This is a genomic window from Spirosoma aerolatum, from assembly GCF_002056795.1.
Classification (GTDB): domain Bacteria; phylum Bacteroidota; class Bacteroidia; order Cytophagales; family Spirosomataceae; genus Spirosoma; species Spirosoma aerolatum.
In genome coordinates this window covers 2328420-2344192 of sequence record NZ_CP020104.1, presented here as the reverse complement: position 1 = coordinate 2344192, position 15773 = coordinate 2328420, and the positions used below count along the sequence as shown (strand labels likewise).

General features: G+C 47.0%; 9 protein-coding genes. 6 read left to right on the top strand and 3 right to left on the bottom strand.

What is annotated here, in order from left to right:
• Positions 1-39: 39 nt before the first annotated feature.
• The 3 genes from B5M13_RS09380 to B5M13_RS09370 form a co-directional block, all read right to left on the bottom strand.
• Entirely contained in the window at positions 40-1311 is a 1272-nt protein-coding gene (locus tag B5M13_RS09380; RefSeq protein ID WP_080055433.1) for a nucleotide sugar dehydrogenase, read from the bottom strand.
• Between the two features lie 42 nt (positions 1312-1353).
• Positions 1354-3729 (bottom strand): GumC family protein, encoded by a 2376-nt coding sequence (locus B5M13_RS09375; RefSeq protein ID WP_080055432.1) that lies wholly within the window; start codon positions 3727-3729, stop codon positions 1354-1356.
• Positions 3730-3821: 92 nt separating this feature from the next.
• Positions 3822-4667, bottom strand: coding sequence for a polysaccharide biosynthesis/export family protein (locus B5M13_RS09370; RefSeq protein WP_080055431.1), 846 nt, complete (start codon positions 4665-4667; stop codon positions 3822-3824).
• Between the two features lie 1234 nt (positions 4668-5901).
• On the opposite strand from B5M13_RS09370, the gene B5M13_RS09365 reads away from it, so the two are divergent.
• The 6 genes from B5M13_RS09365 to B5M13_RS09340 all read left to right on the top strand — a co-directional run bounded on the left by B5M13_RS09365 (position 5902) and on the right by B5M13_RS09340 (position 15675).
• Positions 5902-8490: a DUF5686 and carboxypeptidase-like regulatory domain-containing protein gene (locus tag B5M13_RS09365; protein ID WP_170061107.1), complete on the top strand. Its 2589-nt coding sequence runs from the start codon at positions 5902-5904 to the stop codon at positions 8488-8490.
• A 107-nt stretch (positions 8491-8597) separates the two neighbouring features.
• Positions 8598-10535 (top strand): tetratricopeptide repeat-containing sensor histidine kinase, encoded by a 1938-nt coding sequence (locus B5M13_RS09360; protein ID WP_170061106.1) that lies wholly within the window; start codon positions 8598-8600, stop codon positions 10533-10535.
• Positions 10536-10594: 59 nt separating this feature from the next.
• Complete coding sequence (locus B5M13_RS09355; protein ID WP_080059857.1) at positions 10595-12487, top strand: tetratricopeptide repeat-containing sensor histidine kinase; 1893 nt, start codon at positions 10595-10597, stop codon at positions 12485-12487.
• 32 nt (positions 12488-12519) lie between these two features.
• On the top strand, positions 12520-14454 hold the full coding sequence (locus tag B5M13_RS09350) for an ATP-binding protein (protein WP_080055429.1): 1935 nt from the start codon (positions 12520-12522) through the stop codon (positions 14452-14454).
• Between the two features lie 113 nt (positions 14455-14567).
• Positions 14568-15044, top strand: coding sequence for a DUF6252 family protein (locus B5M13_RS09345; RefSeq protein ID WP_155297217.1), 477 nt, complete (start codon positions 14568-14570; stop codon positions 15042-15044).
• 4 nt (positions 15045-15048) lie between these two features.
• The gene (locus B5M13_RS09340; RefSeq protein WP_080055427.1) at positions 15049-15675 is read left to right on the top strand and encodes a response regulator transcription factor; all 627 of its coding nucleotides are present in this window, start codon (positions 15049-15051) and stop codon (positions 15673-15675) included.
• Positions 15676-15773 lie beyond the last annotated feature (98 nt).

Here is a 15773-nt window from a genome sequence, read left to right as displayed (position 1 = left end):
AAGACTATACGTAAGGAGTTGACTAAGAAGCGATGGCGCTTACAGCCGAATGTCGACCAGCTTCTTGTCGAAGATGGATTTCACATCGAACACGATGGATTTCGCATCTCTTTTTAACCCGTTTATATCTAATTCAAAAAACTGCCGATGAGCCACAGCCAGAATAATCCCGTCGTATTGCTTCCCGGCTATCGTATCGGCCAGCTCTATACCATATTCTTCCTGCACGTCCTGCGGAGAAGCCCAGGGGTCATAGACGTCAACCCCAATGCCAAAATCAATAAGCTCGTGGTAAATATCGACCACTTTGGTGTTGCGCGTATCCGGGCAGTTTTCCTTAAACGTGATACCGAGAATAAGTACCCGGCTCGACTGTATCTGTAGCCCGTTGGCAATGAGTCGCTTCAGGATCTTCTTCGCCACAAACATGCCCATGCCGTCGTTCACGAGCCGCCCCGAGGCAATGACCTGGGGGTAATACCCGAGGCTTTGGGCTTTATGAACCAGGTAATAGGGGTCAACTCCGATACAGTGTCCGCCTACCAGTCCCGGTTTAAATTTCAGAAAGTTCCATTTCGTGCCAGCCGCATCCAGTACGTCGTTGGTGTCGATGCCCATCCGGTCGAACATCAGCGCCAGTTCATTGACAAACGAGATGTTGATATCCCGCTGAGCATTTTCAATGGCTTTGGCGGCTTCGGCCACTTTAATGGACTGGGCGCGGTAGGTTCCCGCTTCGATGATAGAGCCATACAAGCGATCGACAAAATCAGCCGTGTCGTCGGTTGACCCTGACGTAATTTTCAGAATACGGGTCAGCGTTCGCTCCTTATCACCCGGATTGATCCGCTCGGGGGAGTAGCCACAGAAGAAGTCTTGATTGTACGTAAGTTTGCTGCACTTCTCCAGCACAGGCACACAATCTTCTTCGGTGCATCCTGGATAAACCGTCGATTCGTAAATGACCGTATCGCCTTTTTTCAGGAGTTTTCCGACGGCCGTCGAGGCTTTCAGTAAAAAGCTCAGGTCCGGTTTTTTAAAGCTATCGATGGGGGTCGGGACGGTGATAATGTAGACGGTGCAGGACCGTAATAGCTCAATATCATGCGTGAACGTCAGATGCTTAGCCGAGCAGATTTGTTCTTTGGCGATTTCGAGCGTGGCATCATGCCCCTCGACAAGTTGCCGAATTCGCTCTTTGTTGACGTCAAAGCCAAAAACCGGGTATTTTTTTCCGAACTCAACGGCTAGGGGCAGCCCTACGTACCCTAATCCGATTACACCAATCGATATGGCCTCTGATCGACTCATTGTATCGTTATTCCTGAAATGATGCAGTGTGGATGGTATCGCTTATACTTTCGACAGAAGTCGGTTGATCCAGCTCTTTTTCGAGGTTTCTTCCGCATAGTAAGCTCCTTTGCCATAGCCGTAGCCATACCCATAGCCGTAGCCATACCCATAGTCGGAAGAGTTCTTGTAATTGACCGCGTTGAAAATAATGTGTACCGTTTTAAACAGCTTCTTATGCGCCAGTTCCTTAATGTTCGACAAGTATAGTTTGGGCGTTTTCTCGTGGCGAACCAGGTAAAAACATTCGTCTACGTAGGGAGCCAGCAGTGTAGCATCCGTAACCAGGCCGAGTGGGGGCGTATCGATCATGATGTAATCGAACGATTTGCGTAAGTCCTCGATCAGGTGTTTCAGTCGACCATTGGCGATCAGTTCCGAGGGGTTTGGCGGAATCGGCCCACTGGGGACCATGTATAGGTTTTCTACTGACGTTGCATGAATGATACTATCAAGGCTCGTTTTTCCGATCAGATAATTCGACATACCCATCTTATTACTGACCTTCAGATACTCCTGTATTTTCGGCTTGCGTAGGTCCAGCCCGAGGATCACTACTTTTTTGTTCAACAGCGCCAGCGAAGCGGCAATGTTAAGCGTCATGAAACTCTTGCCTTCGCCACTAGTAGACGAGGTGACCAGAATCGTACTGCCAATGTCGTCCTGCTTATCGAGGAACAAATACTGCATGTTGGAGCGCAACATGCGCAATTGCTCACTCACAAAGCTTCGGCTCCGAATGTCGATGATTTCGCCCTGCTCTTCTTTAGGTAGTAAACCCACTTCACCAAATACTTTCAGGCCCGTTTTCCGCTCAATTTCTTTCTTATTCTGAACCGTATTCGTCAGGGCTTCTTTCAGGGCGATCAGGCCAATGGGAACAGCCAGGCCAAACAGCAATGCCATCAGGTAAATATTGTTCCGATCGGGCCGGATCGGGCCACCCGTCGAGAAGGGCGCATCGACCACCCGGCTATCCGTCACGGTCGACGCATAGGATAGTGCCGTTTCCTCACGGGTTTTCAACAGCAGTAAATAAAGATCCTCTTTGATATTCGCCTGCCGCTTGATGCCCACAAATTCCCGTTCCTTGTGCGGAATAGACGAAATAGCGCCTTCCAGGCGATTATTCAATTCGAGCAGACTTCGTTTAGAGACATTCAGGCTATTCCGCCGGTTGCCCAGGTTTTCCTTGATCGCCTGCTTCACGTTTTTCATCTGGTTATTCAGCGTTTCCAGATAGGGGTTTCCGGGCTGAACCGATTGCGCCAGCTTACTTCGCTCAATTTCAAGCTGCGATAGTTGATCGATATAAGACGTCAGGACGGGATCGGTAAAGCCCATCATCGTAGCTGGCGCGACAATACCTACCTGCGAACTATTCAGATAGTCTTCAATGCCATCAAGCACTTTCAACTGAATGTCCAGTTCATTCAGTTTCGAATCGTTTTCTTCCACTTTCCCTAAAAACAGATTGGCTTCGGAACTTAAATCGGTTACGCCTTTGCTTCGGCGATAATTCTCTACATTCTGTTCAACCCCACCCAGTTCGGCCGTGACCAGTTTCAGCCGTTCTTCAATAAATCGAAGCGTATTGGTGGCTTCCCGGTTTTTGTCTTCGAGTGAGGTAAAGGCATACTCATTCAACAACTTTGTCAGAATGTCTTTACCTTTCTCAGGGACAGCCGTTTCGAGACCCAGCGAGATCAGGCTACTTTTTGGATTTAGTAACGCGATCTGGAGCCCACCGATCAATCCTTCGACCAGCCCATCCCGGCTCTGAAAGACAACTTTCACTGGTGTCGGGAAGGTAGTGTTCACACTATCCCGATCAAAGATCCGGAACTTTCCATATTTGGATTTTACCTGCTGGCTGTAGTAGTACGTTCCTAATTCGTTTTGGTCGCCATCCAGCAACTGATATTTGCTGTCGGGGCCTATTTTAATGTAGAGTGGGTTACTATAGGCATAATCGGTAATCTCCGTAGCATTCAGGGTAATCGGACTTTCGTTGTAGAGTTCACGATCACGGGCTTTCGTTTCTTTCCAGTAAGATACAGTCAGATTCAGGTCATCGACGACTTTCCGGATCAATGCCCTCGATTTCAGAACTTCGATTTCGTTTTCAACTAGTTTACTTTGCCCATCCATGTCCAGCTTTTCGAGCACTTCCGTATTCATCTTCTTCTCATCCTTAATGAGAAGCGTAGCGTTCACCTGGTAAATGGGCGTATATCTTTTTAAATAAACGTAAGCATATACAAAACTGATAACCAGCGCAATCACAATCCAGTACCAATACCGGAGGTACTTAAATACGTACCCCAGAATATCTGTATCGTCTTCCTGTTCTTCGCTAAATAGTTGTTCGCTGCTCATAGGCGTTCCAAAAGGACTAGGCAATAATGTTGATATTTATCACAGGCAGATTGTAGGGATAGATGAATTCGTTTGATAGTCGTTAACAGCGCTTAAAGCCTGGAAAATAGCGCGATAAGCGTTACAGCGGTTGTTACTAAACTTAAGAAAAAGGGAAATCTTTGGTAGAAGGCGCTGTTCTTAACCTGTTCCTGCTGTGGAAGCGGCAATTGTTTATCTTTTGTCGGTTCGACGTAAATGATGTCATCATTCCGAACGTAGAAATAAGGCGAGGTAAATACTTCCCGGTTGCGCAAACTGACCAGGCCTATTTCCCGTTTTCCATTTACAGAACGGATGACTTTAATGCTGTCCCGCTTGGCATATTCAGATAAATCCCCTGCTACGGTAATGGCATCAATGAGCGTAGTGCGATCATTCAGCAGGTTAAAAATACCTACGTTTTTAACCTCACCTAATACGGTGAACTTATGGTTCATAAACCGAATGTTCACCGCCGGGTCTTTCAGTGTTTTTTCCACTTCTACCCGAACCTTCTCTTCCGCCTGCTGGATGGTTAGCCCGTCGAGCTTCACTTTACCAATAAGCGGTATGGCTACATTGCCTAGAGAATCGACCGGATAGCCAATCGGCTGGCTACCAGACCCACCACCCCCACTACCGCCTGGTGAAAAACTGGCGAGCGGTAATGAGCTGATGTTGTAAAAATTCATGATCTCATTCGATTCCTTATTCAGGCTGCTGACAATAATGCCCAGAATATCCCCCTTTTGTATTCTGGAAATTTGAGGGGCAATGGTTTCAATACTGGCGGGAAATCGGGGGTCACTGCTTTGAAAGTATTCAAATTTGGGAGTTGGCGGCTTTATCGTTGTACAGGACGACAGAAAAAAAAACGCCCAAGCAACAAACAATAATCGTATGGAATAGTTTTCCATAAAAATCGGTATGCATATTATATTGAAAAGGGGGATGGAGAAGGCGCTCTATGTTCACGACAAATAACCTCCCAAGTTAATGACTCTTTACGGCTTCGCCCGTTCAGTCCCATTTTATCTGGGCTTAGCACAAAAATAAACCTACCTGTACTCCTGACAGGCTCTGGTTTTCCAACAAAGCTCTTAGCTAACCTTCAGACCTATTGAAGCTCAAAAGGGGTCGAGCGTATGGTATGGTATCTATTAGACTCTGGACAATCGTTGCTTTCATCAGAAACAACCTTACTCTATCCAGTTTCATAACAATGGTTTATTGAGTTAGCCTATTAAAACGGCCGCATTCTCCTCACACTGCTAACCCATGTACTCTAAAAAGCGATTAAATATAAATGTGTAACCACAGATATTTGCTGATAAAAATCAGTTTACTTTTTGATTAAATACAATCTCATCGGCAGAAAGTACTAGCTGCCTTGGATGCATACTTATTCGTTAGTCTTCCCCAGAAGTTGAGTGTTATTTCCAAAATAAATAAGCCTAGCAGGCAAATTATTTATTATAAATCTAAACAATATACTATCTACATTAAAAACGAAATAGTATCATTAAAACTACTAAAATTCTTAGTTTATTTTAGCAAAAAGTACTAAGAAAATTAAACTCTTTATCTACTTTATAAACCAATTCAAGTAAAAACGTAACCAATTAGTATACATTAAACTGAATTATTTACCTATGAATAGGCTAGATATCTTTTAAATATGCATTAACAAAAGCTATTTAGTAACAAACAAGAATTCTGTGTTACCTAAAAAGCCTTTTAATAAACAATAAAGTAAACCACCTATTGTTTATGTTTCTACTCACAAGCAAATTAAACCATTTTAATTATATTATTGAATAAAAAAATTATTATTTATTCAACTGAAGCTACAATACCCCAATAACTAATAAGAAAAACATCTAATAATCTGGCACTTACTACGATTGATAAAAATGAGAAGTTTCTTTGTAAGAACGATGTAACTTTAAAACAAATCATTTTTTGCACAACAACTAAGTATACATCCTCACTTTGGGTTGATCTCGAATTATACAAACTAGTTTATCGGTTCAATTCATACAGCTATTTCAACATTTGGCTGACTAAATTTTCCTGTTCACGTTTTAACCAGTTTACCTTAAAGCCTGATTGCCAGAGCTTTGCTGGAGTCGTATGGTAAACAACATGAACATGAATACATCTCTTCCTCTTACGCTACCAATTGAATGTCAGGGCCTACAGTCTGTACTAACATTAGTACGACGGATTCGCTCCGTCAACCAACTCCTGTTTTGGCTAATGTTTCTGTTCTGTTTACCCGCTTTAGGCCAGACGACCACACCCACGCTGATTTCGGGACGCGTAATCGATCAAAGCACTGGTCAGGCTATTCCCTTTGCATCGTTGGCCGTGAAGGGGAAAGCAGTTGGTACGCAGGCTGACCTGGAAGGTGCTTTTCAATTAGCATTACGACAACCTACTGATTCACTACTAGTATCGGCATTGGGGTATCAGACCAAAGCGGTAGCTATTTCGGGAGGTAAAATCCAGGTTGAGCTGATACCTACAGCCGCACAGTTGAGCGAGGTTGTAGTCCATGCAGGTGAAAATCCAGCCTTTCGCGTTCTTAGAGCTATACACTCCTACCGGAAGCGAAATGATTTCAGTCAGCTGAGCGGGTATGACTACGAAGCCTACAGCCAGCTTTCTATCCGAATAAACAATCTTGATGAACGCTTTCGACAACGGAAGCCTATCCGAGCCGTACTACAGGCATTGGAGCAGAAACAGGGCGGAAAACAACAACAGGAATTCCCCATTTTTCTATCCGAAACTGTTTCACACATCTATGCCCGACAGCATCCTCAGCACCTGAAAGAGCATATCCAGAAAACCAACATCAGCAGTGTAGGTATCACCGACGACAGTTATGTTTCTCAATTCACTGGTGCAGGTTTCAATACGCTCAATTTTTACAAAAACCAGGTAAGCCTGTTCAAAAAAGAATTTCTATCTCCGCTGGCTGTTAGCGGGCGAATGGCCTATACCTATTTTCTGGCCGATACGGCACAGGTGGGCGAGTACACGTGCTACGGAATTGATTTTGACCCTAAAAATGAACGGGATCTTGTTTTTCGGGGAACGATGTGGATCGATACCGCCAGCTATGCATTGGTTCGCATCGAAGCCCACGTCGACTCCATCGCCAATATTAACTTTATCAACCAGATTACTATTGAGCAAACCTATTCGATGGTTTCAGATTCAGGTAAGGTTTGGCTACCTGAGTTCACTCACCTGACGGTTCAGGCTGGCGAGCTCGTACCCCATACGTTTGGTGCTACCGTCGATTACTTTACTAGCGTTCGTCGGCCAGTAATCGGCCAACCTAAACCTGTTGATTTTTTTACGGTTGATGTTGAGTTAGCTGACGATCGTTCGCAGGCTCCGGCTGATTACTGGCCCACCCAACGTGAGCAGTCGATTCTATCCGCAACATTCGACCAAACGAGAGCCATGCTCGACACGGTACGTAATTTGCCCATTGTCAGGGCCTACACAAAAGTAGGGCAGTTTCTCTTAAACGGTGGTTACCTGCCTCTCTGGCGGGGTATCGATCTGGGATCCGTATACTCCATGTGGGCATATAACCCCATTGAAGGCAATCGGCTACGAATTGGTTTACAAACCAACAATGCATTTAGTCGCCACTGGCAATTGTCTGCTTATGGGGCTTATGGAACCCGCGATAAAGTCTGGAAAACAGGTTGGGAGGTTAACTTCATTCCTTCGCGCCAGCCCTTAACACTACTCACACTGAAACACAGCTATGAACTGGAGCGGCTAGGCTATCGGCAGGAAGATATTGCGGATAACTCGTTTTTTCGAATCACCAGCCGGTTTGGGGCGTACCGGCAAGCCTACTACCAACGCGAAACGGTGTTGACAGCCCAACGAGACCTAGGTTCCGATTTTACCCAGACAGCTGGCGTTCGGGCCCGAGCGATGAATCTGTTGTTTCCGTTTGCCATCAACCAACCGGCAGAATCATCCAATCCCTTAACGGCCAATCCGACGGTGCAAAGCCGGGAGTTTTTTCTGGAGACCCGCTATGCGCCAGGTCGTCTCCCGAATCGTCGGGTTACTGGTCGTCGCATCCGTCGCCGGACGACAGAAACCGCGCCCATTGTCACCCTTCGTTATACACTGGGCGCGTCATCGGTACAGGGGAATCGACTGGGTACCTACCACAAATGGCAGTTACAATGGGCTCATGCACTCCGCTGGGGGTTGTGGGGCAAGACACAGTATACGGTTCGGGCGGGGTATAGCCCTTCGCTCCTGCCCTATCCGTTGCTGGAAATGCACCTCGGCAACCAAACACCGTTTTACAACCGCAATGCGTTCAATTTGATGAACTATGCCGAATTCACCAGTGATCGATATGTATCCCTGGCCATCGAACACAAATTTGATGGTCTACTTACCAATCGGCTTCCACTGGTCCGGCGTTGGGGCTGGCGTTCGTTCGTGACCGGCAACCTGTTGTGGGGACACCTAAGCAACCAGAACCGGTCACTCCCTGCCACGCATGATGCCACTGGCAAACCGATTGCACCAATCCGGTCTTTAGGGTCGGTGCCCTATGCAGAAGTAGGATACGGCATTGAAAACGTCTTTAAGGTGCTGCGTATTGAAGCGCTCCATCGTCTGACTTACCGGAATCAGCCAGGCGCTACCTCCTTTGCGGTAAAGTTATCGATGCAGGTGAGCCTTTAACCAATCTGTCGGGGCCGCCCATGCGGTTCTATAAACCTTTTGCTAAAGACATTATAATTTGGGCAATATTTGATTGATATTTATAGGACTATCGATAACTCGTTATCATGAAATCCTGCTTCTGTCGAATTGTCCTTATCCTTTTTGTGACCCTCTTGCCTAAAGCCGTTCTGATAGCTCAGGTGCCTAATTCTCTCGATTCGGTTCGTATTTACCTCAAATCACATACGGTTCAGGATACCAATTACGTCATTGCCCTAAATGTGCTGGGCCGTGAACTTCATTCAAGCACCAATCCCGATTATGACGCTGCCGACTCTGTTCTGCAAATTTCCGAAAAACTGGCCGGTAAACTTCAGTATGGGCTGGGTCTGGCAAAAGCCTATACAAACCGGGGATCTATTTATTACCTGACGGATCGTCCGCAAGTAGCCCTTACGTATTTTCAGAAAGCCTTAACGGACGCCGAGACCTATAAACTCACCCCTCGGTTCCGCTGTGGAGCTATGGCTAACGTAGCCGCTGCGTATGAAAAACTTGGCGAGTATGGTAAAGCCGTAGCTATTGGACTTCGGTCACTGCGCGTACAGGAGCAGTATACCATTCAGCCCCGAATTGCGACTACCTACGGCGGTATTGGTAATGCACTCCGAGCCATGAAGAAGTATTCGGAAGCGCTCACGTACTACCGGCAGGGACTAGCGTTGGCAAAAGCTGAGCATAATATAAGGGGAATGTCCATTACTGAAAATAATATGGGTATTTGCTATGATGAGCTAAAACGATACGACCAATCTATTCCAATCTATAAAAAAGCCCTTCAGCATGCAAGAGTGGTACAATTTGAGCTGCTTCAGGCCGATATTCTAGTCAATATCGGGCTTGCTTTGAATGCATCAGGCCATTCGCAGGAAGCAATTCCATACGTTGAACAATCACTGGCCATCGGCCGGAATCAGAACCATAAAGAAAGTATGGCTACGGCTTACTTCAACCTGGGCCGTATTTATGAAGACCTGAAACAGTACAAGCTAGCCGAAGCCAACCTAAAAAAAGCGATGGTGCTGGCTACCGAACGGGGCGATAAGGAGCAGATTGGCAATTATACCCAGGCTCTGGCCGATCTCTACGGAGGTCAGAAAAATTTCCAGCAGGCCTACGCGTTCCAGCTCGAAAAAAATAAACAGATTGACTCGGCTACGGCCATTCGGACCAGTACGGAAGTGCAACGGCTGGTCGCCAGTTATGAAACCGAGAAAAAAGAGGCTCAGATCAAACTGCTTCGCCAGCAGGCCCAACTCCGGGAGGAAGAACTAGCAAGGCAACGATTGCAACGAAACGCCCTGCTGCTAGGGGGACTGCTGCTGCTGCTACTGGGAGCAGCCGTCAGTGGCTGGCTGCTCAACCGGGCCAAACTCAACCGACTCCAGGAAGCTCAGACCTTACGCAAACAGATTGCTCACGACCTCCACGATGAAGTGGGCAGCACCCTCTCCAGCATCTCCCTGCTGAGCGGCCACACCAACGAACTGCTCAGCCAGAACCGACCCGAATCGGCCCAGAAGATGGTCCAGAAAATCTATACCGATGCCCGACAGATCCTCGAATCCATCGACGAAATTATCTGGACCATCAATCCGGGCAACGACTCGCTGCAACGCATTGCGCTACGTCTTCAGGAGTATGCTCAGCCCCTGATGGAATCCAAACACATCGCTTTCACCTTCGGGGTAGACCCTTCGCTGGATGAGTTGCCGATCTCGATGGAGGTTCGTCGGAGTCTGTACCTGATTGGCAAAGAAGCCATCAACAACCTGGTCAAATACTCCCAGGCCACCCAGGCGACTGTCCAGTTTGAGCTAAAAGCCAACCAGTTGCAGGTGCTCATCGAAGATAACGGCCAGGGCTTTGACACCACACAACTCAGCAGTCGAAATGGGCAGACCAGTATGCAAAAACGAGCTCAGGCAATAGGTGGTACGCTGGTCATCCATTCGGCCCCCGACAAAGGAACGAGTCTGATAGTTACAACGTCACTGATCTAAACCGAATACCCGTGTTGATTACATTTTATAAAAAGGCCCCATATTTCATTTTATTTGCGATGTTGAGCCTGATTCTGCCGGGACCCAGTACAGTTCGGGCTCAGATACCCAAATCGCTGGATTCGTTGGAAATCTATGTTCAGACGCATACCCCAACGGATACCAACTACGTGATCGCTCTGAATGAATTAGGCAATCTGATCACCCGCAAAAAAGCCGACTATAACCGGGCCGATTCAATCCTGCATCGGGCCGAATCGATAGCCCGACGGCTGCACTTCGGCCGTGGGATGTACAGGGCCAATACCAACATGGGGTCCAACTACTTCCTGTCGAACAGGCCGCAGCAAACCCTTGAGTCGCTCCGAAAAGCACTCTCCATTGCCGAAGACTATAAATTCGACACCCGTACCATAGCACGTGCCTTGACCAATCTGGGTACAGCCTATCGGAAAGCGAATCAATACGAACAGTCAATCGAGGCCTACCTGCGTTCGCTACGGATGCAGGAGCAGTACAACCTCCAACCCCGAAATGAAGATACGTACAATGGGATTGGCCTGACACTGAAAGATATGCATCGGCCCCACGCAGCCATTGGCTATCTGCAACAGGCATTCGCCTTAAACCAAGCCCAGAAGAACCCCTACGGAATGGCTATTTGCGAGCAGAACATTGGCAAATGCTATGACGATCTGGGACAGCCAGCGAAAGCACTAAGTTATTACAAATCAGCCCGAAGCCATGCTAAAGAAGCCGAATCAGAACTACTCCAGTCCGACATACTGGTCAACACAGGTCTGGTCTTACGCAAACTAAAACGGTTTGATGAAGCCAGGCAGGCCATCGAGCAGGCGCTGGCTATTTCCAGAAAGCAGGAAAATCAGTCGGCTATGGCTACGGATTATTTCAACCTGGGGCAGGTATATGAAGAACAGAAAGACTATAAGCTGGCCGAGCGCTATATGAAACAGGCGCTTGCGCTGGCCAATGAGCAGGACGATAAACCCAAGATTGCCATCTATACTCAGGGACTAGCCGATTTGTATGGTGGTATGAAAGACTTTCAGCAAGCCTACGTTTACCAGCTAGAACGCAATCAGAAGATTGACTCCACCACCACCATTCGAACTAACGCAGAAGTTCAGCGACTAATTACCAAATACGCAACCGAAAAGAAAGAAGCCCAGATTAAACTGCTTCGTCAGGAAGCCCAATTGCGCCAGCAGGAAACCCAGCGGATTCAACTCCTGCTTTTGGGAAGTATTCTATTACTCTTACTGGTAGCCGTAGGGAGTGCATGGTTACTGAATCGCTCTAAATTACGCCGTCTGGAAGAAGCCCAGAACTTACGCCAGCAGATCGCCCACGACCTCCACGATGAAGTCGGGAGTACCTTATCCAGCATTTCCATGCTCAGCGGCCATACCGATCGGTTACTGAGCCAGAATCGACCTGAATCGGCTCAGAAAATGGTCCAGAAAATCTATACCGATGCCCGACAGATTCTGGAATCGGTCGACGAAATTATCTGGACCATCAATCCAGGAAATGATTCACTCCACCGTATCGCGCTACGCCTTCAGGAATACGCCCAGCCCCTCATGGAGACGAAAGCCATCGATTTCCGATTTAGTGTCGATGCGTCTCTGGATCGGCACCCCGTCTCGATGGAAGTCCGAAGAAACCTATATTTAATTGGCAAAGAGGCCATTAACAATCTGGTTAAATATTCGCAGGCTACCCAGGCTACAGTTCGGTTTGAACTAAAAGAAAGGCAACTACAGGTTGTCGTTGAGGACAATGGGCGGGGGTTTGTACAAGATGCCATCAATAGTCGCAATGGGCAGGCTAGCATGAAACAACGCGCTGAAGCCATAGGCGGCTCGCTGAATATACAATCTACTCCTGAACAGGGGACTCGCTTAGTCGTAACTACGTCAATTACCTGATCGAGTGCCAGACTAAACCCATACCAAACACAATGAAACATTGTTTCTATTTCCTGCTGATTGCATTTCAGTTGACATTGCTGTGTCGTGGTGTTCTAAACGCTCAGGTTCCTAAATCACTGGATTCGCTGGAGATCTATGTGAAGACCCATCCTCCTATAGATACTAACTTTGTCAGAGCTACGCTTCGTCTGGCATACGAGCTTTTTACAAAAAAAGCCGCTTACCAACGAGCCGATTCGTTGCTACAAGGGGCCGAGACCTTGTCTATCAAACTAGATTATGGACGTGGACTTTCCAATACGTATACCAACATGGGTAGTCTATATTATCTCACCGACCGCCCACAGGAAGCACTGGCTTTATATCAAAAATCGCTGAAAAGTGCCGAATCGTATACGCTTCATCCCCGCATTATTACTGAAAAAACAACGGATGTAGCGCTAGCACTCAATAAATTAAAACAATATGATAAAGCGGTCGAAACATCTCTCAAGGTGATTCGTATGGAGGAGCAATACAACATCCAACCGCGAAATTCAAGAACCTATGAAATTATTGGTCTGGCGCTTAAAAATATGAATAAACCGAGGCAGGCCATAGCCTATTTCCAGCAACGGCTTGCTTTAATGAAACAGTCGTCAGCGACTCCTTATGGTCTGGCTATTACCGAACACAATATTGGTCGATGTTACGATGATCTGAATCAGGAGAAAGAAGCCATCCTACACTATAAAACAGCGCTTAGCTTTATCCATGGCACCGACTACGAGCTGCTTCGATCAGATATTCTGGGCAATATTGGTTTAGCGCTTCAGAAAGACAAACGCTTTCAGGAAGCCAAGCCTTATCTGGAACAGTCGTTGGCTATGGCAATTAAGCAGGGGAATAAAGAAGCAATTGCTCCTGGCTATTTCATGATGGGGCGCTTCTATGAAGAGTTGAAAGATTATAAGCAGGCTGAATACTACATGAAAAAAGCTTTGGCGATGGCCAATGAACGAGGAGATAAAGCCATTATATCTGAGTACACGCAGGGGTTGGCCGACCTATACGGTGGCATGAAAGATTTTCAGCAGGCTTATGTCTTCCAGCTCGAACGAAACCAGCGCATGGACTCCACGACTACGGTCCGCACCAACGCTGAAGTACAACGCATGGTGGCCAAGTACGAAACAGAGAAGAAGGAAGCCCGTATAAAACTGCTTCAACAACAAGCCAGATTTAATCAGCAGGAGGCCGAGCGTACTCGATTTCGTACCAATGCCCTGCTCATTGGCGCGGCTCTGTTGCTATTGCTGGGTGGAGCCGTCAGCGCCTGGTTGTTGAACCGATCCAAATTGCGCCGATTAGAAGAAGCTCAAAAGCTCCGCAAACAGATTGCCCATGACCTTCACGATGAAGTAGGCAGTACATTAAGCAGCATCTCTATGCTCAGTGGCCACACGGACGCGCTACTCAGACAGAACCAACCCGAATCGGCCCAGAAAACAGTCCAGAAAATTTACACCGATGCCCGCCAGATTCTGGAATCCATTGATGAAATTATCTGGACCATCAATCCCGGTAACGACTCCTTACATCGGATTGCGTTGCGCTTACGGGAATACGCACAGCCACTCATGGAAGCCAAAGGAATTGTTTTGCACTTCTCGGCTGACTCCTCGCTGGACGATTATCCCGTTTCGATGGAAGTACGTCGAAACCTGTATCTGATTGGCAAAGAAGCGATTAATAATCTAATCAAATACTCGCAGGCAACCCAGGCGACAATCCGTTTTGAGCTTCAGAACGATCAACTGATGGTACTGATTGAAGATAATGGACGAGGATTTGATGCGGCTCAAGTCAGTCAGCGAACAGGACAGAACAGTATGAAACAGCGGGCATCGGCCATGGGCGGCACATTAGCCGTACAGTCAACACTGGGGCAGGGCACTCGTTTGCAACTGATTATGAACCCGTGAGAATCATACATTTATCCGATTTTTCAGTATAGGCCGACAAGCTACTTTTGTTGAGTAAGTAACGGCGGCTAAGGAACCTGCCCGGATTACTTGTCAACGCACAAGCTTATCGTATGAAAACGCACAAACTAGTCTGGATGCTTGTCCTGGTTGCCAGTTCACTGGCTTGTAGTAAGAAGGAAGATAGTAGCGTTACACCAGCCAGCAAAGGCGTGGTAACGGCTTCAGTAGATGGTCAATCGTTTACATCCGAACAAGCAACATCGACCTATAACAAAACGACCAAAGACCTAACACTGGTTGGCTATAACAGTGTGCACATGATGGGCTTTACACTCGAAAAACTAACAGGCCCCGGTACAATTACGCTGGTTGATATTAGCAAAACGGGAAGCACAGGGACTTATGTAGATGTAAAAACCAATACGACCTATACCAATAAAGAAGGACGAACCGGTACGGTTACCGTAACAAAATTTGATGGAGCTACAGTCGAAGGTACCTTTTCAATGAAAGTCTACAATCTCCAGCAAAAAAAAGAAGTTGTACTGACCAATGGTACCTTTAAAGTACCTGTAGAAGCTATTTAGGCCTATGATTCGAGTGTCTATTTTCGACGATAATGACTCATTGCGGGAAACCCTCGCGCTGATTTTCGAGGCTACCGACGATCTGATTGTAACGGGTCAATACCCCAATGCGCTCAAGGCTGTAGAGTTGGTGAATCATACCCAGCCCGATGTTATTCTGATGGATATCGATATGCCGGGCCGAACAGGAATCGAAGCCGTACAGCTCATCCGTCAGCAGACCACCCGTCCGAAAATCCTGATGCTCACCGTCTTTGAAGATGTCGAACGAATTTTTGCGGCTATCTCCGCCGGAGCGGTTGGCTACCTGCTCAAGAAAACCCCCGCCGATAAAATCATCGACGCAATTCGTGAAGTCATGTCTGGCGGAGCGGCTATGACCCCTTCCATCGCGTTAAAAGTACTACAGGCTTTTCAACAGCCCAAACCGACCGACTTTTCGCTCACGGATAAAGAAAAAGACGTCTTAAAACGACTGGTAGAAGGCGACAGCTACAAACTCATCGCTCACCACTGCGATATCAGCATGGGTACGGTTCGCACGCACATTGTCAATATTTACGAAAAACTGCACGTCAACTCCAAATCCGAAGCGGTAGCCAAAGCCCTGAAAACGGGGCTGTTTAAATAAATAACAGCGTAGAACTAGCTGCTATCGAGCCGATGAATTGCCGTTCACTCAAAATGGTCGACACCATAGTAGTATACGTAGCGAATCAGGCTATGTTT